Raw genomic sequence first — 23,805 nt, 5'->3', positions numbered from 1 at the left:
AAACCCGGGTCGGTCACGATGCTGCGCTACGTTTTCCCGCGGCCAGTTTCCGGACCTCCCAGAGGAAGTTCCTGGCGTTAACCGCTTCGGTCTGCGCTCCGCTGCGCTGTTCGGCGCAACAAGAAGAACATTACACGCACGTTTCCCGAGGATGCAAACCGCCCCCCGCGTCGCCTGGGTCACACCTGCAATTCCAAGGATTTTCACGCGGAGGGCGGCTCGCCGGCCCTCAGACGATCCGGACGCCGGACACCGATCGCTTGCCCTTGCGCAGGACGACCCACCCACCAAGCAGGTGGTGCACGTCCTCGAGCACGAGGTCCGGATCGTCCGCACGCTCGTTGTTGACGTACGCGCCGCCATCGCCGATCGCACGCCGTGCCGCCGACTTCGAGTCGGCCAGCCCGGAGGAGATCAACGCATCGACGAGGGTCGTGCCACGGGGAACCTCCACGGCGCCGGCCTCTCGCAGTGCGGCCGCCAGCGTGGACTCGGGAAGGTCGCCGAGCTCCCCCCGCCCGAACAGCGCACCCGAGGCCAGCTCGGCCGCCTTCGTCTCCGCCTCACCGTGCACGATGGTCGTCAGCTCGGCGGCGAGCCGGCGCTGGGCCGCGCGGGCACCGGGCCGCTCGTCGTGCTCGGCCATCAGCGCGTCCACCTCCTCGACCGGCAGGAACGTGAACTGCTTGAGGTACTCCCCCACCTTGGAGTCCTCGGCCTGGATCCAGGACTGGTAGAAGGCGTACGGGCTCATCAGCTCGGGATCGAGCCAGATCGTGCCGCTCTCGGTCTTGCCGAACTTGGTGCCGTCGGCCTTCGTGATGAGCGGCGTCGCGAGGGCATGGACCTTCGCACCCTCGGCGCGCCGGATCAGCTCGACCCCGCCGGTGAGGTTGCCCCACTGGTCGCTGCCACCGGTCTGGAGCACCGCCCCGTGCCGACGGAAGAGCTCGAGGTAGTCCATCGACTGCAGGAGGACGTAGCTGAACTCGGCGTAGCTGATTCCCGCCTCGAGCCGGCTGGCGACCACGTCGCGGGCCAGCATCCGGTTGACCGGGAAGTGCTTGCCGATGTCGCGGAGGAAGTCGACCACCGACATGGGCTGGGTCCAGTCGAGGTTGTTGACCACGGTGGCGCCGTCGTCACCGCCGAACTCGACGAATCGGGAGACCTGGTCGCGGATGCGCTCCACCCACTCGGCCACGGTCTCCTTGGAGTTCATGACCCGCTCCCCCGACTCCTTCGGGTCGCCGATCAGGCCCGTGGAGCCGCCCACGAGGATCAGTGGACGGTGTCCGGCCAGCTGGAGGCGTCGCGCGGTGAGCAGCTGGAGCAGGTTGCCGACGTGCAGGCTCGGGGCGGTCGGATCGAAGCCGACGTAGTACGTGATCGGCCCCTCGTCGATCTCGGCGCGGAGGGCGTCGAGGTCGGTGGAGTGCGCGATCAGGCCGCGCGCCTGGAGGTCGTCGATCACGTGGTCGGTCATGGCCCGAGGCTATCGAGCCTCGACGACCGGCCTGCGGGCCCGTCTCCCGTCAGGGCTTGACGGCGATGACGGGCATCGGCGCGTCGAGGAGGATCATCTGGGTGACGCGACCCATGAGCATCTTGCCGACGGGCGTGCGCTTGCGGATGCCGATCACGAGGCGCTCGGCGCCGGCGTCGACCGCCTCGTCGATGACGACGTCGGAGACCGACAGCGACGCTGCCCGCCTGATCTCGTAGTCGAGCCCGTCGAGGTCGAAGCGCTCGGTGAACTCCGAGAGGTCGATCTCCTCGGGCGGGTCGAACTCCGGATCGATCTCGCTGACCGTGATCAGGACGAGCTTCTCCTTGTTCGCCTCGGCCTCGGCCGCTGCCCAGCGCACCGCGGCGCGCCCGTAGTCGTCGGGTCGGTAAGCGACGGCGATGGTCATGCTCCGAGCGTATCGCGCAGGGACGCCGGGAATGAGCGGACGGCCCGTGGGCGTTGTCACCGACGTGAACGACAACGCTGCCCGTCCCGTCAAGGTCGACATCTGGTCCGACATCGCCTGCCCCTGGTGCTTCGTCGGCAAGCGCCGCTTCGAGCGCGCCGTGGCCGACTGGGACGGTGACGTCGAGGTCGAGTTCCACAGCTTCGAGCTGGCGCCCGACACCCCGGTGGACTTCGAGGGCAGCGAGGTGGACTTCCTGGCCCACCACAAGGGGATGGACGCCGCCCAGGTCGAGCAGATGCTGGGCCAGATGACGGCGCTCGCCGCCGACGAGGGCCTGTCCTACGACTTCGACGCGCTGCGGCACACCAAGACCCTCCTGGCGCACCAGGCGCTCCACTTCGCGAAGGCCCACGGCCTCCAGGGCGAGCTCAAGGAGCGCCTCCTGTCGGCGTACTTCGAGCAGGGACGCCACGTCGGTCGGGTCGACGAGCTGGTCGCCCTCGGCTCCGAGGTGGGCCTCGACGGGACCGCCCTGCGTGAGGCGCTCGAGTCCGGGACGTATGCGGCGGACGTCGACGCGGACATCGCGCAGGCCCGCGCCTACGGCATCAACGGCGTCCCGTTCTTCGTGTTCGACGGGCGTCTCGGCGTGTCCGGCGCCCAGGCTCCCGAGACCTTCCGCGAGGTGCTCGACCGCGTCGTGACGGAGGCATCGGCATGACCGGCCCGTTCGAGATCGTCGGCGACGAGGACGCGCCCACCTGCGTGGACGGCGTCTGCGCGATCGAGCCCGCCGCGGCCGGGGTGGACGAGGAGCAGGAGCCGGACGGCATCTAAGGTGCCGCCATGAGCACCACGGCGAGCACGGCCACCACCGCGCGCCGGTACGAGCTGGACCACCTGCGCGTCCTCGCGACGTTCGGCGTCATCCTCCTGCACACCGGGGTCATCCCGGTCGTCCTCTGGCGCGACTCCGTGCCCGAGCTGGTCTCGGCCTTCAACGTCGGCAACGCCGCCAACTCGCTCGGTCGCTTCGCCGTCAACTGCTTCTTCATGACCTCCGGAGCCCTGCTCCTGGACCCCGTGCGGCGCTTCGTGCTGCGCCCGCAGTTCCTGCGCGTGGCGCTGCCGACGCTGACCTGGATGGTGATCTACGCCGTCGCGAACGCGCTGTTCCGCCAGCAGGAGCTGCGTGGGGTCAAGGGCGGCCTCAGCGACCCGGCCGAGCTCGGACTCGGCGACCTCGTCCGGGCGCTGGTGTCGGGCCCCGCGGTCTACCACCTGTGGTTCGTCTACGTCCTGCTCGGGATCTACCTGACGGTGCCGCTGCTGCGCGCGCTGACGGACCGTCCCGAACCCCAGCGGTTCCGGCTGCTGGCGTGGTTCCTCGTGCTGTGGTTCATCGCCGACCTCCTGCCGCGGTGGGGCACCTGGCTCCTCGAGGACCGGTTCCCGGCGGCCTACCCCGCGCCGCTCGCTGCCCTGCCGACCGGCTACATCGGGCTCTTCGTGCTCGGCTTCGTGCTGAGCCACTACCGCGACCGGTTGCGCGTGCCGTCGCTCGCCTGGCTCGCCATCGCCGCCGTGGGGCTCGTCTGGACCTTCGTGGGGGTCTGGCAGGCGGCCAGTCACGGGGACCCCGACGTCTACGCGGCGTACGACAACCTCAAGCCGCCCGTGCTGATGTACTCGGTGGGCGTCTTCGCGTTCTTCGCCACGCGCAGCTGGGGTCCCGGCCCGGCGTGGCCACTGGTGAAGCGGCTCTCCGAGCTCAGCTTCCGCATCTACCTCGTCCACGTGCTGGTCCTGCACACGCTGCGGTACACCACCGAGCTCGGCCCGCTCGTGGAGGACCGGCCGGTGGTGGGGCTGCCGCTGATCTACGTCGCCACGGTGGCGCTCTCGGTGCTGGTCGCCTGGGCGCTGGACTTCATCAAGCCGTTGCGCCGCTGGATCTGACGACCCGGTCGGAGTCCGGCCGGACGGTCAGATGCCGTCGGACTCCTCGTCCGGCTTGACCGCCAGGACCGGGCACGTCGCGTCGAGGATCACGCGCTGCGCGACGCTGCCCAGCAGCGCCTTGCCCACCGGGCTGCGATGCCGGACGCCGACCACGATGAGGCTCGCGCCGGTCTCGGTGGCCGCCTTGACGACGCCCTCGGCGACGTCGCGCACCACCTCCTGCCGGACCTCCGCGGTGAGTCCGAGGGTCTCCAGCCGGCCGCGGACCCGTGCGACCTCCTCCTCGTGGGCGAACCGGTCGTCCACGAGGGCGTCCCCGCGCGTGTCGTTGACGACGAGCAGGTGCTCGCCGCGCAGCGTCGCCTCGGCGGCTCCGTGCGCCAGCGCCGCCCGTCCGTACCTGTCGGGGCTGTAGGCCACCACGATCGTCATGTCGTCGTCCTCTCAGATGTCGTGCGTGTCGGTGGCCGCGGCCCGGTCGAGGACGCGGTCGATCTCGTCGGGGTCCTGACCTCGCCGGCGCCATGCCATGACGGCCATCACGATCCCGATCGCGGCCATCAGGACGTAGACCAGGACGGCGACCGGCTCGCTCCACAGGGTGCTCACGTCGCCCTGCGAGATGGCCAGCGCGGTGGTCAGCTGCTCCTCGAGGCGCGGTCCGAGGATCACGCCGATGATGAGCGGCAGGACCGGCAGCCCGAAGCGCCGCATCGCGAAGCCGAGCAGGCCCAGCACCAGCAGGAGGGCGAGGTCGAAGGCCTGGAAGTTGACGCTGTAGGCGCCGAGCCCGGCGAAGAACAGGATGCCCGCGTACAGGTACGGCCTCGGGATCCGCAGCAGCTTCGCCCAGACCGGGGCCAGCGGCAGGTTGAGCACGAGCAGCAGCACGTTGGCGATGAACAGGCTGGCCAGCAGGGCCCAGACGAGCTCGGGCTCGGTGTCCATCAGCTGTGGACCCGGCTGGATGCCGTAGCTCTGGATCGCCAGCAGCATGACCGCCGCCGTCGCCGTGGTCGGCAAGCCGATCGCCAGCAGCGGCACGAGGGTGCCTGCGGCGGAGGCGTTGTTGGCGGCCTCGGGTCCGGCCACGCCCTCGATCGCGCCCTTGCCGAACTCCTCGGGGTGCTTCGTGAAGCGTCGCTCCGTGACGTAGGACAGGAAGGTCGGGACCTCGGCGCCGCCCGCGGGGAGGGCGCCGAACGGGAATCCGTAGGCCGTACCGCGCAGCCACGGCTTCCACGACCGGCCCCAGTCGGCCTTGCTCATCCAGGGCTGCCCGACAGGGATGATCTCCAGCGGGCGGCGGCGCAGGTGCGCGGAGACCCAGAGCGCCTCGCCGATCGCGAAGATCGCGACCGCGACCACCACGACGTCGATGCCGTCGGCCAGCTCGGGGCGGCCGAAGGTCATGCGTGCCTGGCCGGTCTGCGAGCCGACCAGGGCGAGCGTCAGGCCGAGGAAGAGCGAGATGAACCCGCGCAGCTTCGACGAGCCCAGGACCGCCGTGACGGTGAAGAGCGCGAACAGCATGATCGCGAAGTACGAGGGCGCACCGAGCTCGACCACGATGTCGGCGATGCGCGGCATCAGCAGGACGAGCAGGACCGAGCCGATCGTGCCGGCGACGAACGAGCCGATCGCCGCGGTGGCCAGTGCCTGGGCCGCGCGTCCGCCCTTCGCCATCTTGTTGCCCTCGAGGGCCGTGACGACCGACGAGGACTCACCCGGGGTGTTCAGCAGGATCGACGTCGTGGAGCCGCCGTACATCCCGCCGTAGTAGATCCCGGCGAACATGATGAGCGCGCCGGCGGGCTCGACGTTGTAGGTGATCGGCAGCAGCAGGGCCACCGTCATGGCCGGGCCGATGCCCGGCAGCACGCCCACGGCCGTGCCCAGCAGCACGCCGATGACGGCGTACATGAGGTTCTCGGGCGTGAGGGCGTTGGCGAAGCCGTCCAGGAGCAGTTCCATCAGAGCACCCCGTCCAGGACGCCGGCCGGGATCGGGATCCCGAGGCCGACGTAGAAGCCGTACCAGGTCACCAGCGACAGGATCACGCCCACGCCGATGTCGAGCAGGAGCCGGCGGCTGCCGAGGATCCGGGCCGACGCCGCGAACAGGAACGCACCCATGATCGCCCAGCCGAGCCAGTTGATCAGGGCCACGACGACCACGATCACGGCGACGAGCTGCAGCAGCGTGGGCCAGTCCATGCCTCCGCTCAGGTCGACGTCCTCGCCCTCCTCGGGCTGGGCGACGTCACCGCGCCAGGTGGCGACGGCCAGCAGGATGCCGAGGACGACCAGGACGGAGCCGATCGCGTAGGAGAAGGCGTAGGGCTGGACCGGCTGGTCGGCGAAGCCGGGGTCGAGGCCGAGGCCGTCGACCAGCACGACGATCCCGACGATGGCCACGAAGGCGGCCAGTCCGTACTGCGGGGTGTCCACCGTGCGTGACGGCGTGGTGCCGGTGGTGTTCATGCGAGTCCCAGCTCCTCGAGGGTCGAGGCGACGCGCTCGTTCTGCTCCTCCAGGAAGGTGCCGAACTCGTCGCCGGTGGTGAAGTCGTCGATCCAGCCGTTGCGCTCCAGCGCCTCGCGCCACTCGGGCGTGTCGTGCATCTGCGTCAACAGCTCGATGTGCTCGTCGCGCGTGGCGTCTGAGATGCCCGGCGGGGCGAGCACGCCGCGCCAGTTGATGAAGCTGAAGTCGACGCCCTCCTCCATGAGCGTGGGCGCGTCGACGGTGTCGAGCCGCTCCTCGCCCGAGACCGCGAGAACGCGCAGCGAACCGTCGTCGATCTGGCCCTCGAACTCGCCCAGGCCGGACATGCCGACCTCGATCTTGGAGCCAAGCAGGGCCGTCGTCAGAGGTCCGCCACCGTCGTAGGTGATGTAGTTGACGTCCCTCGCGTCGATGCCGAGCTCCTGCGCGAGCTGCATCGGGAACAGGTGGTCGGGGCCGCCGGGCGACGAGCCGCCGCCGATCGTCACGCTGCCCGGGTCCTTCTTCCAGGCGTCCACGAAGTCCTGGACGTTCTCGAACGGGGAGTCCTCGGGGACGAGGATGCCCTCGGGCTCGGAGACCAGCTGCGCGATGGGCGTGGCCTTGTCGACCGTGGCGTCGGAGCCGTTCGTGAAGACCGAGCCCACAACGCCCAGGCCCATCGTCATCATCAGGTCGTCGGCGCCGCGCTCGTTCATGAGCCGCTGCATCGCGACCGTGCCGCCGGCGCCGATGACGTTGGTGACCTCGAAGCGCCCGGTGAGCTCGTTCTCCTCCATCGCCCGGACCCCGGCCCGGCCCGTGAGGTCGTAGCCGCCGCCGGGGCTGTTCGGGATCATCATGCGCAGTCGCCGGTTGGCGGGATCGTCGTCCTCGGCCCGCGTCACGCCGCACCCGGCCAGCATCGCCAGCACCAACGCCGCCACGATCCCGATCCCGAGACTGCGGCGGCGGTGGTCGTTCCTTGCCCACGTGGTCATGGATACTCCTCGTCGTCCCCCTGATCATGCGTCCGAATGTGGCGTGGGTCACGATTGCGGAACCAAAGGAGATTGTGGTCATTGTGGTCAAGCGCAAGGGCGTGCTGCCGGGCGACGGCCCGTCGAGCGGGCGGCGGCTGACGCTCGCGGGGCAGGTCCTGCTGCTGCAGCTGGCGGTCGTCGCCGGCGTGCTGCTCGTCGTCGCGGTCATCTCCTTCCGCCAGAGCACGGCCGCCTTCACCGACGAGCGCGGCAGCGCGATGCGATCGGTCGCGGAGTACCTCGCCGGCGGGGAGGTCGTGCGCACCGGGGTCGACGACACGACGGCGACCCGCACGCTGGCGCCCTTCGTGGAGCGGGCCGTGGCCCTGTCGGGAGCCACCGACGTGCTGGTCACCGACCCGGACGGCGTCGTGATCGCCGCGGCCGAGCCGTCGCGCGTGGGGACCACCGTCGACCTCGGGGAGAGTCGCGTGCGCGAAGGCCGCGGATGGAGCGGCGACGTCGTCCGGGACGGCGGTCGGTACGTCACCGCGCACGCTCCGGTGCTCGCCGACGACGGCACGCTCGTGGGGATCGCCGTCGCCGAGCAGTCGTACCCCTCGTGGTGGGACCGCGTGGTCGACTCGTCGAGCGACCTCGCTCTGTACCTCGGCCTCGGCGCGCTCCTGGGCGGGCTGGGCACGTGGGCCGTGGCGCACCTGCTCAAGCGGCGGACCCGCGGACTGGGTGGCGAGGAGATCGCGACGCTCGCGGACCACCGGTACGCCCTGCTCCACAGCATCCGCGAGGGCGTGGTGGCGGTGGACAACGCCGGCACGGTGACCGTCATGAACGACGCAGCCCGGAGGCTGCTGGGCGTCTCGGACGATCCCGTCGGGCGACCGATCAGCACCGTGGGGCTCGATCCGGAGCTGACGGCCCTGATCGCGGGCGACGCCGAGGCCCGGGACGCTGTGGTGCTCACCGGCGACCGGGTGCTCGTGGTGAATCGCCGGGCCGCCTCGAGCCGCGGCCTGGGCATCGGCAGCGTCACGACCATGCGCGACCGCACCGACGTGGTCGAGGTCGAGCAGCAGCTCAGCTCCAACCTCTCGATCAGCGACGCCCTCCGCGCGCAGACCCATGAGTTCGCCAACCGGCTGCACACGATCTCGGGCCTCGTCGAGCTCGGCGAGTACGACGAGCTGGCCAGCCTGCTGGGCACCCTCACGCGCGAGCGCGCCGTCCTGGACGCGAGCCTGCGCGAGGCCGTGCAGGATCCGGCCGTCGCGGCGCTGCTGGCGGCGAAGGCGAGCCAGGCGGGCGAGGCCGGGCTGCGGCTGAGGATCGACGAGTCGTCCCGCCTGCCGACACTGGACCCCGATCTGGCCGCCGACCTCACCACCGTGCTGGGCAACCTCGTCGACAACGCGCTCGACGCCTGCCGGGGAGGCGCCGGGAGCGAGGTCGTGGTCCGGGTGGGCGACGTCGATGGCACGATCGAGGTCGTGGTGAGCGACGACGGACCCGGCGTGCCCGACGAGATCGCCGCGTCGATCTTCTCGCGGGGGTACTCGACCAAGCCCGAGGTCCTCGGAGGACGTGGCATCGGGCTGCCGCTCGTGCGCCTCATCGCCACGCGTCGCGGGGGCTCGGCCACCCTCGACGGCAGCGGCCCGGGTGCGACGTTCCGCGTCCGGCTGCCCCGCGTCGGTGATGCCGCATGATCCGCGTCCTCGTGGTGGACGACGACTTCATGGTGGCGCGGATCCACGAGCGCTTCGTGGAGCGCACCGAGGGCTTCTCGATCGTCGGCACCGCGGGCACGGGTGCCGAGGCGCTGAGCGCCGTCGCCGAGCTCTCACCCGACCTCGTGCTGCTGGACGTGCACCTGCCCGACATGGACGGCATCGAGGTGCTGCGCTCGCTGCGCGCGGCGGGCCACGGCGTGGGCGTCATCATGGTGACCGCGGAGCGGGACGCCGAAGTGGTGCGGGCCGCCCTGCTCGGAGGCGCCCAGCAGTACCTGGTGAAGCCCTTCGAGTACCCCGAGCTCGCCGAGCGACTGAGGGCGGTCGCCCGGTCGCTCACGGTCCTGCGGAACGAGTCCGAGCCCGACCAGACGGCGATCGACCGCGCCTTCGGTGGCAGCACCCCCGGCGGCTCGCCCCTGCCGAAGGGCCTGAGCACCGAGACCGCCGCATCGTTGCTCCGGGCGCTCGAGAACGCCGGCGAGGTGTCGGCGGCCGAGGCGGCCGAGCTCGTCGGGCTCTCCCGGGTCAGCGCGCGCCGCTACCTCGAGCACTTCGTCCACGCGGGCCATGCCACGGTCCGGCTCCGGTACGGCGCGGCGGGTCGCCCGGAGCGGCGGTACCTGCTCGGCTGAGGCACCTCCCGGCACCCCGGATCCGGGGGTCCGCTACCGTCCGCGTCCGGTGGTAGCGTCACCGTGACGTGCGTCACATCCGTAGCCCTGAGGAGTCCCCCGTGAGAACCCTTCGTCGCCCCGCGGCCCTGGCCGCCGTCCTGACCCTGACGGCCGGGCTGGTGGCCGCCCTGCCCGCCTCGGCGGCCGACCGCTCCCCCTCGTGGCACCACCCCTCCTCCGGCGAGCGCTACGTGGCCCTGGGCGACTCGTTCGTCGCGGGACCCGGCATCCCCACGCAGCAGCCGGGCGGCTGCGCGCGCAGCGACCACAACTTCCCCAGCCTGGTCGCCGCAGAGATCGGCGCGAAGTCGTTCACCGATGCCAGCTGCAGCGCGGCGCGGACCACTCACTACTGGAACCCGCAGACGATCGGCGGAGAGACCGTCCCGCCGCAGCTCGACGCACTGAACCGCAAGACCACCCTCGTCACGCTGGGAACCATGGGCGGCAACGACGTCGGCCTGGTCGGGCTGGCGCAGACGTGCCTCGTCCAGGGGTGCAGCACGCTGCCGACGCAGCCGTTCCACGACGCGATCGACGCCCTCGCGCCCGTGTACGAGCGCCTGATCGCGGACGTGCGCGAGCGCTCGCCGCGCGCCACCATCGTGGCCGTCGGCTACGGCACCTACGTCCCGCGCGAGACCTGCGCGGCGCTCGTCAACGCCACGAGCGCCGACCTGGCGTACCTCCAGTCGATGATCGACCGGCTGAGCGACACGATCGGCGAGGTCGCGGCCGACGAGGGCGTCGCCTTCGTGGACATGCGCGACATCGAGGGCTGGCAGGAGCACTCCGGGTGCGCCGCGCCCGAGGAGCAGTGGGTCCGGGCCCTGAACCCCTACGGCGACGGCGCACCGCTGCACCCCTCGACTGCCGGCATGGAGCAGATGGCCGACCAGGCGCTCAAGGTGATCGAGCCGCTCGTCCGGGCCCGCCGGGCCTCGGCCTGGCGCGTCGCGGCCGCGGCCCACACGGTGCGTCTGCACGCGGTCTGCCACGGCCCTTCGCGACGGTCCGACGTCACGCTGCGCGTCACCGGCGGGAAGGGACTGGCCACCGCGGCCCTCTTCCACATCGGCGATACGACCGTCGGCGCGGACACGCGAGCACCGTTCGCCCTCACCCGCTCGGCGCGCTCCCTGCGCGACCTGCGCGGCTCGGTGCACGCCAAGGTCACGCTGAAGCACGGCACGGTGTCCCACACGACGTCCGTCCGGACCAGCCGGCCGAAGTGCCTGCGCTGAGCTGAGGAGAGGGCCGATCAGGCCCGCGGGTGGCGGCGGTACGCCGAGACGGTCGGATCGTCCGCCACCCAGAAGCGCCACGGGAGGTCGGCGTTGAGTCGCACCCCGACCCGGGGACCGGCGACGATCTCGGGAGTCTCCACGCGCTCTCCGAGGGACACCGGCTCGGGATCGAGCAGGTCGGTACCGAGGTCCAGGCTCGTGATGCCGAGCGCCTTGGTGAGGTTGCCCGGCCCGCGAGCCAAAGCCTGGTCCGCGACGGGTCCGCGCCGCTCGCGCGCCACGTCGATCCCCTCGACGATCTCGCCGGCTCGGATCAGCACGGCCGCCGCGCGATCGGTGGGGCCCGTGACGACGTTCGCGGCGTGGTGGCCGTGGATCCGGTAGACGTACAGGCGCCACGGCGGGCCGTACATGATCTCCGAGCGCGGGGTCCGGACGAACGCGTGCGAGGCGGGATCGTCGATGCCGCCGTACGCCTCGACCTCGGTGATCCGGGCGACCACTCCGTGACCGTGGAGCAGGCGACCCAGCAGGTCGCGGGCGCGCTGGGTGACGTCGGTCATGATTCTCGATCTTTCCCTCTCTTCACAGCAGTCACAGGGGTAACGTGAGTTCCCAGTGGTGCACTCGGGGAGGACTTCGTGACCACGTCACGTCATCGTATGCTCGCCGCCGTCACCGCTCTCGCGCTGGCGGTGGGGCTCGCGCACGCCACCCCGGCGGCCGCGGACGAGTCCGCCAGGCCCGCCGGTGAGCACTACGTCGCCCTCGGCGACTCCTACGTGGCGGGCCCGGGGATCGAGGGTCAGGTGCACCCGGGATGCGGCCGCAGCGACCGGAACTACCCGAGCCTGGTCGCCTCCGCCCTGGGTACGGCCTCCTTCACCGACGCCAGCTGCAGCGCCGCCACCACGAAGCACCTGTGGACTCCCCAGTCGACCTACGGCGAGATGAACCCCGCCCAGCTGGACGCCCTGCGCCCGACCACGACACTCGTCACCCTCGGCACGATCGGCGGGAACGACATCGACATCGCGAGCATCGCCGGCGTGTGCATCCTGAGCGGGTGCGCCGAGCCCGCGGTCGAGGAGCACCGCGCTGCGATCGATGCGCTGGAGCCCGTCTACCGCGGCCTGATCGCCGAGATCCGCCGGCGGTCGCCGCTCGCCCGGATCGTGACGGTCGGGTACGGGACGGCGATGCCGTCGACGGCGTGCGAGGCGCTCGGCACCGCCACCGAGACCGATCTTCGCTACGTGCAGGGCCTGGTCGACCGGTTGAGTGACACACTCCGCCGCGTGGCCGCCGAGGAAGCCGTGTCGTTCGTCGAGATGCGCGACCTGCCGGGCTGGCAGGAGCACTCGGCGTGCGCCGCGCCGGAGGCGCAGTGGATACGCGGCCTCGAGACCCATGGCGACGGCGTCCAGCTGCACCCCTCGGCGCTGGGCATGGTGGCGATGGCGGGTCACGTGCTGAAGACCATCACTGCCGCGCGGCCCGCGCCGCCGGCGGAGCCCCAGCCGTTGCCGAGTGCACCGCCCGTGGCCAGCCCGAAGCCCGTCCCCGTGCCGGCTCCGACGGTGAAGCCGGGGCCGACCTCGGCCCAGCGACTCGGCGCGGCGGTCAGCACGCTGCGGCTGCGGGCCTTGTGCTCCGGCCCGCGTGCCTCGCGTCGGGTGACGCTGCGCATCTCGGGAGGCCACGGGCTCGTCCGTGGATCGACCTTCCGGCTCGGTCGCTCCGTGATCGCACGCGACACCCGGGCTCCGTTCACGCTGACGCGCAGCAGCTCGGCCCTGAAGCGGACGAAGTTCCGCGGCGCGGCGAGCGCCCGGGTGGTGCTGCGCCACGGGACGGCCTCGCGCGCGGTCATGCTGAGGGCCCCGCGGCCCGGCTGCCTGCGCTGACCCCGCGCACTTTTGGAACGGGATCCACGTACTTCGAGCACATCGGCGTTGATCCCGCTCCACAAGTGGAGTGGGTGGCCTGAGGTCGGGCAGACGGAGGTCAGGCGGCGCGAACGAGGGGCGCGGCGAGCTGGGCCAGCGCCGGGGCCATCTGGATGCCGTAGCCGGCCTGGCCGAGGTAGTGGAAGTACCCCTCCGCCTTGGCGTCCCAGCGAGCGACGGGGTTGCCGTCGGGGGCGAAGGTGCGCAGCCCGGCCCAGGCGGTGCGCACGCTGCGCAGTCCCAACGTCGTGACGGCGTTGACCGCCTCGATGGCGCGGGCGATCTCGAGCTCGTCGGGCTTCGGGTCGCCGGGCTCGTGCAGCGAGGCGTCCTGGGGCGAGCACAGGACCGCACCGCCCTCGGACTTGAAGTAGAAGCCGTCGTCGATGCCGGCAGTGAAGGGCACGCCCGCGAGCGAGACCGTCGTGGACGACTGGAAGATCGTGCGACGGCGCGGCTCGAGGCGCAGGCGCTCGGCCCCGAAGAGCGCCCCCACCACGTCGCCCCAGGCGCCGGACGCGTTGACGACCACGTCGGCACGGAAGACGTCCCCGGAGGTGGTCGTGACGACCCACTCCGATCCGTCGCGCAGCGCCGAGGCCACGCGCGACGAGGTGGCGATCGTGCCGCCGCGGGCACGGAAGGCTCGGGCGTACGCGTGGTGCAGGCCCATCACGTCGAGGTCGAGAGCCGTCTCGTCCCACGCCGCCACCGCGATCTCGCCCGGGCGAAGGACCGGACAGAGCCGTTCGGCCTCGGCACCGTCGATCAGCTGGGCGTGCGTGTCCTCGGCCAACCGGTGCACGTCGGCGTCGCGCCCGTTGACGCCGAGCCACAGGCACGACATCGGTGAGGCGACAGGTCCGTCGACGTCGAAGGGCGGGTCGACCAGGAAGTCGCGGCTGGCCGTCGTGAGCTCGCGCACGACGGGCGGGCCGTAGCTGCCGATCCACGTGGCGGCGGAGCGGCCGGTCGTGTGCACGGCCAGCGACTTCTCTGCCTCGAGCACGAGGACCTCACGGTCGGCGGCCAGCTCGTAGGCGATGGCGACCCCGGAGATCCCACCGCCGATGACGATGACGTCCATCGACCCATCATGGCCGAGACTTCCGGGGAAGACCGAGGAACGCCTCAGGCCACCTCGGGTTTCGCCGCCGGAAGGTCCTCGCGGCGCACCCAGATCATGTCCTCGTCGAGGTCGGTGTGCCGCGCGTCCCAGCTGTCGAGGAACCAGTTCTGGCGCACCTTCCACGGCGTCCGGGCACCCGACCGCGGCAGCAGCTCGTCGGCGCGGGCGATGTAGCCCGACGACAGGTCGAGCAGCCGCGCGTCGTGCCCGAAGTCGGAGTCCGGGTCAGGGATGCCGTAGGCGTAGCCGTTCGCGTCGAGGTGGTTGAGGTAGTCGGCGACGTACTTCCACGTGAGGTCGGCACGCAGCGTCCAGGACGCGTTGGTGTACCCGACGCACCAGGCGAGGTTGGGCACGCCGCTGAACATCTGGCCCTTGTAGGTGTAGAGCTCGTGCGGGTCCACCTTCACGCCGTCGATGCTGACGTCGATCTGGCCCAGCGCCACGAGCTTGAGGCCCGTGGCGGTCACCACGATGTCAGCGTCCAGGTGCTCGCCCGAGGCGAGGGCCACGCCCTTCGGGGTGAACTCGGTGATCACGTCGGTGAGGATCGCGGCGCTGCCGTCGCGCACCGCCTTGTAGAGGTCGCCCCCGGGGACGACGCACAGCCGCTGGTCCCACGGCTTGTACGGCGGCGTGAGGCTGGCGCGGTCGACGCCGGGCATGGACTTGCCCGTCAGCCCGAGCAGGATCGAGCGGGAGGCCTTCGGGAAGGCGCGGCAAAACATGTAGAAGCCGACGGTCATCACCGCGTAGCGCAGGCGTGCGACCTTGTGCACGAGCGAGGCGGGCAGCACCTTGCGGGCGAAGTTCGCCACGGGGTCGCTGCCGGGCTGGCTGAGCACGTAGGTGGGGGTGCGCTGCAGCATCGTCACCTTGGCCGCGTCCTTGGCCATCGACGGCAGCAGCGTGACCGCGGTGGCGCCCGAGCCGATCACGACGACCTGCTTGCCGGCGTGGTCGAGGTCCTCGGGCCAGAACTGGGGGTGGACGACCTGGCCCTCGAAGTCCTCCAGGCCGGGGAAGTCGGGCGTGTAGCCCTCGTCGTAGCTGTAGTAGCCGCTGCACAGGTAGAGGAACGAGGCGGTGACGACCTCGGTGGAGCCGTCCTTGACCGTACTGGTGACGGTCCACGTGGCGTCCTCGCTCGACCACTCCGCGGTGGTGACGCGTCGCCCGAACCGGATGCGGTCGGTGATGCCGTGCTTGGCGGCGGTCGTCTCGAGGTAGTGGCGGATGTCGTCGCCGTCGGCGATGGCCTTGGGGTGAGTCCACGGCTCGAAGGGGAAGCTGAGCGTGTACATGTCGGAGTCGGAGCGCACGCCGGGGTACCGGAAGAGGTCCCACGTGCCGCCGATCGCGTCGCGCTGCTCGAGGACGGCGTAGGTCCGGCCGGGTGCCCGCTCCTGGAGGCGGTACGCCGCGCCGATGCCCGACAGGCCGGCACCGACGATGAGGACGTCGACGTGATCGGTCATTTGCACACTCCTATGTGACATTGGTGATGTCACATTAACAGCACTTGTGGTCCTCGTCACGGTCTTGAACCGCTCGTCCTGCGACGAGGGGGACCGGTGACCGCCGCCCGTCTAGGATCTGGACCATGACCGCCGTTGCCTCCGACGCTCCAGCGCCGGCACCTGCCGATGACGACGCCCACCGCTCCGACCGCGGGCTGGGGATCTTCCTGGTCGTCTCCGGAGCGATCGCGCTCTGGTCGTCCCTGATCCTGACCTACGACAAGATCTCGCTGCTGAAGGCCGAGGCCTCGGGCAGCGCGAAGGAGCTGGGCTGCGACCTCTCGGCGTTCGTCAGCTGCAGCAGCGTCGTCTCGTCCGACCAGTCCGAGGCGTTCGGCTTCCCGAACACCTTCATGGGCGTCGTGGGCTTCAGCGTGGTGGTCACGCTGGGGGTCCTGCTGGCCTCCGGGGTCGTGTTCCCCCGCTGGATCTGGGTCGGTCTCGGACTCGGCACCCTGTTCGGCATCGGCTTCGTGACGTGGCTGCAGTACCAGGCGATCTGGGAGATCGGGAAGCTCTGCCCCTGGTGCATGGTGGTCTGGGCGATGATGATCCCGATGTTCGTCGCGGTCACCGCGCGCGTCACCGGCAGCCGGTTCCTCAAGAACTGGACCGTCCTGATCTCGGCCCTGTGGATCATCGCGATCGTGGCGACCATCTGGTTCGAGTTCGGCGAGACGCTCTGGGCGTGAGCCCCTCCCCCAAAACGACATCGACGAAGGCCCGGCTGGAGAACCAGCCGGGCCTTCGTCATCGGTGCTACTTCTTGGAGATCTTCGTGTAGCCGGAGTACCGGGCCACCGTGGTGTAGCCGGACTTGTAGCCGGTGATCCGCACCTTGATCTTCTTGCCGCGGTACTTCTTGGGGATCTTGTAGCTCGACTTCGTCGCGCGCGAGATCTTCTTCGAGCCCACGTACCACTGGTAGCGGTAGGTGACGGGCGCCGGACGCCACGAGACCGAGGCGCGCAGCGTGCCCTTGTAGCGGGCGGAGCCGTAGACGCGGGGGGTGTTCGTCGTGATGACGCCCCGGGCCACCGCGCGGGTCGCGGGGCTGGTGATGGTGACCGGGGCGTAGCCGGTGCGCTCACCGCGCACCTGGACCACGATCGACCGGCCCACGGCCGACGGCGGCACGGTGAACAGCGTCGACGTGCCCTCCTGGACGACCCGTCCACCGACAAGCCACGTAAAGCGGCGCGTGGCCGGCGAGACCGGGGTCCAGCCCGACGCGCTGGCGGTCAGGCGCTGGCCCACCCGCACGGTGCCGGTGACCACGACCTTGCCGCCCGTGAAGGCAGCGCCGGTGATCCTCACGGTCGGCGTCGAGAACGACTTCGGGTTGTAGCCGGCCTTGATGCCCTTGACCACCGCGTGCACGTCCGAGCCGATCAGGCCCGAGGACGGGGTGAACGTGTTGCGGGTCTGGCTGGGGATCTTCTCCCCGTCGGCGAACCACTCGTACTCGAACTTGTCGGTCAGAGGCGACCACGTGCCGGGGACTGCGGTGAGCGGCTTGCCCTGGATGCCCGACCCTTCGATCCGCGGCGTCGGGGTGGACGCGAAGTCGAGGTTCGTGACCGCCACCGTGGGGGTGCTCTCGATGGTCATCGGGTCGAAGTTCAGGCGGCGCGCCGTGACGCGCACCCTGATGATCTTGCCCGCCTGGGCGGTCGTCACCTTGAACGTCTCACCGGTCTCGCCCGAGATCGGCTGGTTGTCCGCCCACCACTGGTAGGAGAACGAGTCCGGACGGGGCGAGAAGCTGCCGTTCGACGCGCTCAGCGTGTCGTTGACCTGGATGCTCGAGTGCGGCGACGTGATCGTCGGCACGGCCGAGTTCACGAAGACGCCGTCCTGGATCGGAAGCGTGGGCGTCCACTGCGCGCCGGCGGGGCTCGGGAACGACTCGGACCGGTAGCCGTCCTTCTTGCCCGTCACCACCGCCATCAGGCAGCTGCCCTTCTCGTTGAGTGTCGGCGCATAGGACTGTCGGTCGGCGTCGGGGATCAGGAGCCAGTTCTTCATCTGGCCGTCGTTGCAGTTCGGCGTCTCGAGCCAGTACCGGTACCAGCGGAAGCGCAGCTCGACCCCACCCGGGTGCCAGCCGTTGTCCGCGGCGTCGTATCGCTCGATCTGCGGGGTGTCGGGCTTGAGGTCGACGGTCAGGATGTTCTGCACACCACGGTGACCGATGACGACGGACGGCTGGAGCGGCATGAGACCGGTCGCCGCCGACGTCGCGGTGGAGCACCTGGACGCGGTCCGCACCCGGTCAACCATCGCCACCGAGTCCAGCGAGTTGTTCCCCGCGTCCGCGATCGAGAGCGTGGCCGAGGATCCTGCCGTGATCGGCACCTCGAGGGTGTCCACGGAGCTGAAGTGGTTGAACGGCGTGACGTCCGCGAGCAACGGCACGGACTGGTCGTCGGGCTGGCGCTCGAACTCCTGGTTGATCCCGTGCCAGTAGTCGATCGCGTTCACGCTCATCGGCTGCGGCTCGGGGTACCGCGAATCGGTCTCCCGCTCCGCGAGCTGCCCGAAGTACCGAACGCCGGCGTGCTGGGCGTACTCGACGGGATCACCTGCCCGCTTGAGCGAGATCGTGTCCGAAGGGACCGTCTTGGCATACGTGTGCACTCGCTCCTCGGTGCCCATCGCCAAGTCCACCAGAAGGCACGAGCCCGTGGCCGCGGCGCCGACCTCGAACGTCAGGGACACCTGGTCGGGGTCCTCGCTCTCGGGGTCGAAGGGCGTGGAGGGCTGCAGGCCCGGCACGCTCATGTTGAACAGGTCGGACGCCTTGCCCGTGGACATGACGGCGTACGAGCCGTTGCCGCCGCGACGCGGGAAGTCGTTGAAGGCACGCGTCTCGACGCCGAAGCCTCGGGCATCTCCCGCCTGCGCCACCGTGATGCCGGCCGGCAGGTCGAGTGCCGTGGCCAGGGCCTCGTTCGTGGCTTCGGCATGGGCGACGGACGCCGTCGTGGCGGCCAGCAGACCACCCATGACGGCGCCGGCGACGACCGGACTGATGAACCTACGCATGGAATTCCCCTCTGTTTCCGAAGCCGACGCCGGAACGTCCCGGCACCAGGTCACGCACCCTTGAACTGCGCCATCGCCGCGATGATCGCGGGACCGATGACGATGATGAACAGCACCGGCAGGATCGTGCCCATGAGCGGCAGCAGCATCTTGACGGGAATCTGGTTGGCCACGCCCTCGGCGCGCAGGCGTCGGCCGACGCGCATCTCGTTGGCCTGCTCGCGCACGATGTCGGAGACGGGCACGCCGAACTCCTCGCCCTGCAGGATCGAGCGCACGAACTTGCGCAGCTCGTCCACGTCGGTGCGCGCCACGAGCGACTCGTAGGCTTCGCGACGGGGCAGGCCCAGGCTGATGTCCTGCACGGTGCGCACGATCTCGTCGGCCAGCGGGCCCTTGCCGGTCTGGCCGGTGCGGGCGAGCGCGTTCTCGAAGCTCGTGCCCGACTCGATGGAGATGGTGATCTGGTCGAGCAGGTCAGGCAGCGCGTACTGGATCTCCTCTTGGCGGCGCACGGCCTTGCCGTTGAGGATGATGTCGGGCGCGAAGTAGCCCAGCACCGGGGCGCCGATCAGCAGCATCCAGCCCAGCAGGCCGCCCTGGCCCGTGTAGATCATGATGCCGACGCCCACGCCGAAGGCTCCGAAGATGACCTTCTGCATGAGGATCTTGGCGACGCTCGAGCCGTCGGGACGCCCGGCGAGCATGTAGTTGCGCTCGGCCTTGTCCACGATCGCGCGCGGCGTGAGCCGGTAGCCCAGGCCGCCCTTGGCGGTGCCCGAGTGCAGGTCCTTCGCCGAGCCGCCGACGACGACCTCGGACTCGGTCAGCTCGCGCAGGCGCGCGGCGGCCGCCGACTCCTGCTTGCCGAAGATGCCCAGCGCCTTGAACAGCAGGAACAGCGAGGCGAAGATCGCGACGATGCCGATGAGGAGCATTACAGTTTCACCTTCGTGATCGAACGCAGCCACAGACCGCCGAGCGTGTAGAAGACCAGGCTGATGATGAGCAGGATCTTGCCTGCGCCCGTGTTGAACAGGGGCATCATGTAGGCGCGGTTGACCAGCAGGAACAGCACGCCGACCGCGACCGGCAGGCTCATCAGGATGAGCGCCGACGCCTTGCCCTCGGCCGCCAGCGACTCGACCTTCATGCGCAGCTCGTTGCGCTGGGAGATGGTCTCGGTGACGCGGTCGAGGATCTCGCTCAGCCGGCCGCCCGACTCGCGCTGGATGGCGACCGCCTCGGTCACCCACATGAAGTCGGCGCTCTCCATGCGCTCGGCCGTGTCCTTCATGCCCTCGATCAGGTCGCGCCCCAGGCGGGTCTCGTTCACGATCCGGGCGAGCTCCTCGCCCATCGGCTCCTCCATCTCGGAGGCGACGCTGCCGAGCGCGTTCGGGACGTTCATGCCTGACTTCAGGGCGGAGCTGAACTGACTCATCGTCTCGGACATCTGGAGGCCGAACTTGGCCCGCCGCTTCGACGTCTTGACACCGACGTACATCTTCACCAGGAACGGCGCCGCCAGCAGCAGGATCATCGCGAAGAAGAACGAGCTGGTCAGGGCCAGGCCGGCGGCGAACGCCACGAACGCGATCAGCAGGGTCGTGGCGACGACCGAGGTGACGCTGGACTTGATGCCCGCGAGCGACAGCTCCTCCTCGGTGAACGGCTTGAGGCCGATGGTCGACAGCACCTTGTCGATGAGGTCATAGACCGGCGTGGACTCCTTGGCCCGGCCGCCCTCGCCCGAGGCCTCGGCCTTCATCTGCTCCGAGCGCAGGTTGGCCATGTCGGGCTGCAGAAGCGCATAGCCCAGGGCCGCCACGGAGACGAGGATCGACACGACGCCGATCGCCAACAGACTGGTCACGAAGCGGACTCCTTGCGGGCGTTGAGCAGGTGGGGCGGCACGTGGATGCCTCGCTCCTCGAGCAGGTCGACCAGGTGGGCGCCGTCGCCCACGGCCTTGACCGTGCCGCGGGGGTGGCCGTCCTCGTCGTAGCCGGCTCCGAAGTCGAAGCGGTAGAGGTCGTTGAGCACGGGCTCGTCGTCCTTGATCCCGGTGAGCTCGGTGACGTAGGTGATGCGACGGGAGCCGTCGCGCAGGCGCGAGATCTGCACGATCATGTCGACGGCCGAGCCGATCTGCTCGCGGATCGCGCGCAGCGGCAGGTCCATGCCGGCCATCAGCACGAGCGTCTCCAGACGGGCGATGCAGTCGCGCGGCGAGTTGGCGTGCAGGGTCGAGATCGAGCCGTCGTGGCCGGTGTTCATGGCCTGCAGCATGTCGAGCGCCTCGCCCGAGCGGCACTCACCGATGACGACGCGGTCGGGGCGCATGCGCAGCGAGTTCTTGACCAGGTCGCGGATCGTGACCTCGCCACGGCCCTCGATGTTGGCCGGGCGTGCCTCCAGCTGCACGACGTGGGCCTGCTGCAGCTTGAGCTCGATCGCGTCCTCGATCGTGACGATGCGCTCGTCCTCGGGGATGAACGACGACAGCACGTTCAGCAGCGTGGTCTTGCCGGTGCCCGTACCACCCGAGACGAGGATGTTGAGGCGACCCCGGACGCACAGCTCGAGCAGCTCGGCGAGGTCGGGACTCATCGAGCCGTAGTTGATGAGGTCCTGGATGCTGAGCGCCTTCTTGGCGAACTTGCGGATCGTCAGTGAGGAGCCGCGCACCGCGAGCGGCGGGATGACGGCGTTGACGCGCGATCCGTCGGTGAGGCGCGCGTCGACCAGCGGGGACGACTCGTCGATGCGACGGCCGACCTTGCCGACGATGCGCTCGATGACGCGGCGCAGCTGGTCCTCGGAGCTGAACGACTCGTCGGCGAGCGTGAGCTTGCCCTTGCGCTCGACGAAGATCTGCGAGGGGTGGTTGACCATGATCTCGCTGATGTCGTCGTCGTCGAGCAGGCGCTGGATCGGTCCGAGGCCGAGCGCGTCGTCCTCGATCTCGCGCATGAGCTGGGCGCGCTCGGCGCTGCCGAGCTGGACGTGCTCCTCCTGCAGGATGAGCTCGAGCTCGGAGCGGACGAAGTCGCGCAGCTGCAGGTCGGTCAGCGAGGCGTCGTTGATGCGGGTGCCGATGCGACGGAACAGCGACTCGACGGAGCGGCGCTTGAGCTCGTCGAGCACCGCGGAGCGCTGCAGGACGGTGGTGGGACGACTGCCGGTCTCGATGTGCTTCTCGGCTGCCAGCAGCCGGTCGGTGATGCTCATTCGTCCCTCCTGAACAGTCCGCCCCGGCGGCGAGCGGTCTCGCCGCGAAGCTTGGCCACCATGGCGTCGACCGCGCCGGAGAGCTCGGCCGAGCGCTTCGCCTGGGCCAGCGGCTTGCCGGTGTTGACCGAGAGCGCGATGTCGACCGAGCGGGCGACGGAGACGTCGACGGGCATCTTCAGCGCGGCCGAGATGTCGTCGAGCTCGAGGCCGGTGCCCGACTCGGTCATGTTCACGACCAGGTGACGGTTCCGCGGCAGCAGGTCGATGGTGTCGAGCAGGTCGACGGCCCGGCGCAGGGCCTTGACGCTCGAGACGTCCATCGTCGTCACCATGATCACGTCGGTCGCGACCTCGAGCGCCGCCAGCGTCTCGTCGGTCAGACCCGAGCCGGTGTCGATGACGACGTAGGCGTAGTCCTTCGACAGCTGGCGGAGCAGGTCGCTCTCCTGCTGCGGGGTGAACTTCTCGAGCGCGGCGGGCGACTCCGAGGCGGCGAGGACGAGCAGCTTCTCGTCGAACGCGTTGAGCAGGCCCTTGACCACGAGCGGCGGCTGGACGCCGTCCTGCGTGAACGCGTTCTCCAGCGTGTGCTGCGCGTTGATGTTCAGGACGCTGCCGACGTCGCCGAACTGCGAGTCGAAGTCGACGATCACCGTGTCCAGCGGGGCGCGGCGCGACAGGGCGATGGCGAGGTTGGTCGAGATGGTGGTCTTGCCGACGCCGCCCTTGGGCGACAGCACCACGACCACGCGGTGCTCCTCGGGGTCGATCTTCACGACCGGGGCGGCGGGCACGGCCGGCGCCTCGCGTTGGCGATCTCGCTCGGGGGCGGCGCCGGGCATCGTCGCGCCGGCGTGCCGGGCGAGCAGGCGCTCGATCTCGAGGTCGGAGGAGATCGCCGGCACCGACTCGACCACGCCGAACTGACGCTGCTCGGCCGAGAGCGGCTCGGGCGACTCGCGCACCAGGACGACCGGCACGTCGAGCTGGTGGTCGTGGACGATGTCGGCCATCTCCATGGACTGCTCGTCATCAACGTCCTCGCAGATCACCACGAGGTCGATGGCCCGCATCGTGCCCAGCATCGAGTTGAGCGCGTGCTCGGAGAAGGTGGGTCGCAGACCCACCACCTGCCGGTCGGCGACGCGGCGCAACCGTCCCGCGAACGGGCTGGACTCGGTGATGACGATGATGCTCACTTGACGAGTGTCCCCACATCCACGGCCGAGGCACCGTCACGGTTGGTCTTGTCATTCTGGACCGTCAGGCGAACCTGTCCGAACTGCGCAGCGGCGGCCACCTCTGTGGCCTGCGAGGTGTTCACGGCGAGCGTGACCACCATGGTGTTGTCCTCGTTGGACTTGACGTTCGTGACCAGGACGTTCTGCGCGATCATGCGACTGCGCTTGTCCTTGTCCTGCTCCACGGTGGCGATGACGCCCACCCGAACCCCTTCGTCGATGCGCTCGCCGACACCGGCGGCCGCATCGAGCGACACGGACATCTCCTGCAGGCCGTCAGGCACGTTGGCCTTCGCGGCGGCCTTCGCGCCCTCCTTGGCGAAGCGCGAGTCCAGCAGCTGCTCACCCTGGACGAGCGGCACGGTGGTCTTGAGACCCTCGATGGTCTTCAGGTCGCTGACCGCGCCCTTGGCGACCGAGGCGTTCGGCAGGCTGACGAGCTCGACGTTGTCGCCCACGGTCGCGGAGTCCGCGTTGGCCGACAGGTCGTTGACCACCCGGTAGACCTTCACCAGCTCCGCACCCTCGAACGCGCGGTTCTTGGCGCTGGCCGCGTACGCGACGACGGCACCGATGCCCACGATCGCCAGCACGGCGGCGGCGATGGCGGCGATGACGCGAGAGTTCATGTGCGAAGTCCTTCGGGTAGATCAGGG

General features: G+C 70.1%; 22 protein-coding genes. 7 read left to right on the top strand and 15 right to left on the bottom strand.

What is annotated here, in order from left to right; all coding sequences use genetic code 11:
• Positions 1-229 precede the first annotated feature (229 nt).
• Together tyrS and B2363_RS16225 are read right to left on the bottom strand one after the other, a co-directional pair.
• Complete coding sequence (gene tyrS, locus B2363_RS16230) at positions 230-1,486, bottom strand: tyrosine--tRNA ligase (RefSeq protein ID WP_286931523.1); 1,257 nt, start codon at positions 1,484-1,486, stop codon at positions 230-232.
• 49 nt (positions 1,487-1,535) lie between these two features.
• Positions 1,536-1,916 (bottom strand): universal stress protein, encoded by a 381-nt coding sequence (locus tag B2363_RS16225; protein ID WP_181752494.1) that lies wholly within the window; start codon positions 1,914-1,916, stop codon positions 1,536-1,538.
• Between the two features lie 46 nt (positions 1,917-1,962).
• Between B2363_RS16225 and B2363_RS16220 the strand changes: the two genes are divergently transcribed.
• Positions 1,963-2,640 (top strand): DsbA family oxidoreductase, encoded by a 678-nt coding sequence (locus tag B2363_RS16220; protein WP_286931520.1) that lies wholly within the window; start codon positions 1,963-1,965, stop codon positions 2,638-2,640.
• A 125-nt stretch (positions 2,641-2,765) separates the two neighbouring features.
• Positions 2,766-3,878, top strand: coding sequence for an acyltransferase (locus tag B2363_RS16215; protein WP_286931518.1), 1,113 nt, complete (start codon positions 2,766-2,768; stop codon positions 3,876-3,878).
• A gap of 27 nt (positions 3,879-3,905) precedes the next feature.
• On the opposite strand, the gene B2363_RS16210 is transcribed toward B2363_RS16215, so the two are convergent.
• The 4 genes from B2363_RS16210 to B2363_RS16195 are packed head-to-tail and all read right to left on the bottom strand — an operon-like array spanning position 3,906 to position 7,368.
• Complete coding sequence (locus B2363_RS16210) at positions 3,906-4,313, bottom strand: universal stress protein (protein ID WP_181752500.1); 408 nt, start codon at positions 4,311-4,313, stop codon at positions 3,906-3,908.
• Positions 4,314-4,325: 12 nt separating this feature from the next.
• On the bottom strand, positions 4,326-5,855 hold the full coding sequence (locus B2363_RS16205) for a tripartite tricarboxylate transporter permease (protein ID WP_286931515.1): 1,530 nt from the start codon (positions 5,853-5,855) through the stop codon (positions 4,326-4,328).
• Entirely contained in the window at positions 5,855-6,364 is a 510-nt protein-coding gene (locus tag B2363_RS16200; RefSeq protein WP_181752504.1) for a tripartite tricarboxylate transporter TctB family protein, read from the bottom strand. The genes B2363_RS16205 and B2363_RS16200 overlap by 1 nt, the downstream gene beginning before the upstream one ends.
• Positions 6,361-7,368: a Bug family tripartite tricarboxylate transporter substrate binding protein gene (locus B2363_RS16195; protein WP_286931512.1), complete on the bottom strand. Its 1,008-nt coding sequence runs from the start codon at positions 7,366-7,368 to the stop codon at positions 6,361-6,363. Before B2363_RS16195 ends, B2363_RS16200 begins: the two co-directional genes overlap by 4 nt.
• A gap of 83 nt (positions 7,369-7,451) precedes the next feature.
• On the opposite strand from B2363_RS16195, the gene B2363_RS16190 reads away from it, so the two are divergent.
• From B2363_RS16190 to B2363_RS16180, 3 genes are all read left to right on the top strand, one after another.
• Positions 7,452-9,077, top strand: a complete 1,626-nt coding sequence (locus B2363_RS16190; RefSeq protein WP_286931510.1) for a sensor histidine kinase — start codon at positions 7,452-7,454, stop codon at positions 9,075-9,077.
• Positions 9,074-9,736 (top strand): response regulator, encoded by a 663-nt coding sequence (locus B2363_RS16185; protein ID WP_181752510.1) that lies wholly within the window; start codon positions 9,074-9,076, stop codon positions 9,734-9,736. Before B2363_RS16190 ends, B2363_RS16185 begins: the two co-directional genes overlap by 4 nt.
• A 101-nt stretch (positions 9,737-9,837) precedes the next feature.
• Positions 9,838-11,022, top strand: coding sequence for an SGNH/GDSL hydrolase family protein (locus B2363_RS16180; RefSeq protein WP_181752512.1), 1,185 nt, complete (start codon positions 9,838-9,840; stop codon positions 11,020-11,022).
• Positions 11,023-11,039: 17 nt separating this feature from the next.
• Here the strand turns inward: B2363_RS16180 and B2363_RS16175 are convergent, their stop codons facing one another.
• A complete protein-coding gene (locus B2363_RS16175) occupies positions 11,040-11,588 on the bottom strand; it encodes a DNA-3-methyladenine glycosylase (protein WP_181752514.1) in 549 nt (182 codons plus the stop codon).
• A 78-nt stretch (positions 11,589-11,666) separates the two neighbouring features.
• Here B2363_RS16175 and B2363_RS16170 point away from each other — a divergent pair, with 78 nt between their 5' ends.
• Positions 11,667-12,932, top strand: a complete 1,266-nt coding sequence (locus B2363_RS16170) for an SGNH/GDSL hydrolase family protein (RefSeq protein ID WP_286931505.1) — start codon at positions 11,667-11,669, stop codon at positions 12,930-12,932.
• A 100-nt stretch (positions 12,933-13,032) separates the two neighbouring features.
• Here B2363_RS16170 and B2363_RS16165 read toward each other — a convergent pair whose 3' ends face one another.
• Positions 13,033-14,061 (bottom strand): NAD(P)/FAD-dependent oxidoreductase, encoded by a 1,029-nt coding sequence (locus B2363_RS16165; protein ID WP_181752518.1) that lies wholly within the window; start codon positions 14,059-14,061, stop codon positions 13,033-13,035.
• 44 nt (positions 14,062-14,105) lie between these two features.
• On the bottom strand, positions 14,106-15,581 hold the full coding sequence (locus tag B2363_RS16160; RefSeq protein WP_286931502.1) for a flavin-containing monooxygenase: 1,476 nt from the start codon (positions 15,579-15,581) through the stop codon (positions 14,106-14,108).
• Positions 15,582-15,706: 125 nt separating this feature from the next.
• On the opposite strand from B2363_RS16160, the gene B2363_RS16155 reads away from it, so the two are divergent.
• Complete coding sequence (locus tag B2363_RS16155; protein WP_286931500.1) at positions 15,707-16,315, top strand: vitamin K epoxide reductase family protein; 609 nt, start codon at positions 15,707-15,709, stop codon at positions 16,313-16,315.
• A 67-nt stretch (positions 16,316-16,382) separates the two neighbouring features.
• Here B2363_RS16155 and B2363_RS16150 read toward each other — a convergent pair whose 3' ends face one another.
• Genes B2363_RS16150 through cpaB form a run of 6 tightly spaced genes read right to left on the bottom strand, consistent with a single transcriptional unit; the run spans position 16,383 to position 23,778 of the window.
• Complete coding sequence (locus tag B2363_RS16150) at positions 16,383-18,671, bottom strand: hypothetical protein (RefSeq protein WP_286931498.1); 2,289 nt, start codon at positions 18,669-18,671, stop codon at positions 16,383-16,385.
• 50 nt (positions 18,672-18,721) lie between these two features.
• Positions 18,722-19,609 carry a type II secretion system F family protein gene (locus B2363_RS16145; RefSeq protein ID WP_286931496.1) on the bottom strand — a complete coding sequence of 296 codons (888 nt, stop codon included), beginning with the start codon at positions 19,607-19,609 and terminating at the stop codon, positions 18,722-18,724.
• Positions 19,609-20,547: a type II secretion system F family protein gene (locus tag B2363_RS16140; RefSeq protein WP_286931494.1), complete on the bottom strand. Its 939-nt coding sequence runs from the start codon at positions 20,545-20,547 to the stop codon at positions 19,609-19,611. Before B2363_RS16140 ends, B2363_RS16145 begins: the two co-directional genes overlap by 1 nt.
• The gene (locus tag B2363_RS16135) at positions 20,544-21,905 is read right to left on the bottom strand and encodes a CpaF family protein (protein ID WP_181752528.1); all 1,362 of its coding nucleotides are present in this window, start codon (positions 21,903-21,905) and stop codon (positions 20,544-20,546) included. Before B2363_RS16135 ends, B2363_RS16140 begins: the two co-directional genes overlap by 4 nt.
• Positions 21,902-23,107, bottom strand: a complete 1,206-nt coding sequence (locus B2363_RS16130; RefSeq protein ID WP_181752529.1) for an AAA family ATPase — start codon at positions 23,105-23,107, stop codon at positions 21,902-21,904. The genes B2363_RS16135 and B2363_RS16130 overlap by 4 nt, the downstream gene beginning before the upstream one ends.
• Complete coding sequence (gene cpaB / locus B2363_RS16125) at positions 23,104-23,778, bottom strand: Flp pilus assembly protein CpaB (protein WP_181752531.1); 675 nt, start codon at positions 23,776-23,778, stop codon at positions 23,104-23,106. Before cpaB ends, B2363_RS16130 begins: the two co-directional genes overlap by 4 nt.
• Between the last annotated feature and the right edge of the window lie 27 nt (positions 23,779-23,805).

This window comes from Aeromicrobium sp. UBA7512, assembly GCF_002476985.1.
GTDB classification, from domain to species: Bacteria; Actinomycetota; Actinomycetes; order Propionibacteriales; family Nocardioidaceae; genus Aeromicrobium; species Aeromicrobium phoceense.
Note: the sequence above shows the minus strand (reverse complement) of the source record. Positions and strands in the feature narration are given on the sequence as shown.

Bases quoted from the DNA above. Each gene is read 5' to 3' on its own strand.
- tyrS (WP_286931523.1), bottom strand. From the start codon at position 1,486: ATGACCGACCACGTGATCGACGACCTCCAGGCGCGCGGCCTGATCGCG.
- B2363_RS16225 (WP_181752494.1), bottom strand. From the start codon at position 1,916: ATGACCATCGCCGTCGCTTACCGACCCGACGACTACGGGCGCGCCGCG.
- B2363_RS16215 (WP_286931518.1), top strand. From the start codon at position 2,766: ATGAGCACCACGGCGAGCACGGCCACCACCGCGCGCCGGTACGAGCTG.
- B2363_RS16210 (WP_181752500.1), bottom strand. From the start codon at position 4,313: ATGACGATCGTGGTGGCCTACAGCCCCGACAGGTACGGACGGGCGGCG.
- B2363_RS16205 (WP_286931515.1), bottom strand. From the start codon at position 5,855: ATGGAACTGCTCCTGGACGGCTTCGCCAACGCCCTCACGCCCGAGAAC.
- B2363_RS16200 (WP_181752504.1), bottom strand. From the start codon at position 6,364: ATGAACACCACCGGCACCACGCCGTCACGCACGGTGGACACCCCGCAG.
- B2363_RS16195 (WP_286931512.1), bottom strand. From the start codon at position 7,368: ATGACCACGTGGGCAAGGAACGACCACCGCCGCCGCAGTCTCGGGATC.
- B2363_RS16185 (WP_181752510.1), top strand. From the start codon at position 9,074: ATGATCCGCGTCCTCGTGGTGGACGACGACTTCATGGTGGCGCGGATC.
- B2363_RS16175 (WP_181752514.1), bottom strand. From the start codon at position 11,588: ATGACCGACGTCACCCAGCGCGCCCGCGACCTGCTGGGTCGCCTGCTC.
- B2363_RS16165 (WP_181752518.1), bottom strand. From the start codon at position 14,061: ATGGACGTCATCGTCATCGGCGGTGGGATCTCCGGGGTCGCCATCGCC.
- B2363_RS16160 (WP_286931502.1), bottom strand. From the start codon at position 15,581: ATGACCGATCACGTCGACGTCCTCATCGTCGGTGCCGGCCTGTCGGGC.
- B2363_RS16155 (WP_286931500.1), top strand. From the start codon at position 15,707: ATGACCGCCGTTGCCTCCGACGCTCCAGCGCCGGCACCTGCCGATGAC.
- B2363_RS16150 (WP_286931498.1), bottom strand. From the start codon at position 18,671: ATGCGTAGGTTCATCAGTCCGGTCGTCGCCGGCGCCGTCATGGGTGGT.
- B2363_RS16145 (WP_286931496.1), bottom strand. From the start codon at position 19,609: ATGCTCCTCATCGGCATCGTCGCGATCTTCGCCTCGCTGTTCCTGCTG.
- B2363_RS16135 (WP_181752528.1), bottom strand. From the start codon at position 21,905: ATGAGCATCACCGACCGGCTGCTGGCAGCCGAGAAGCACATCGAGACC.
- cpaB (WP_181752531.1), bottom strand. From the start codon at position 23,778: ATGAACTCTCGCGTCATCGCCGCCATCGCCGCCGCCGTGCTGGCGATC.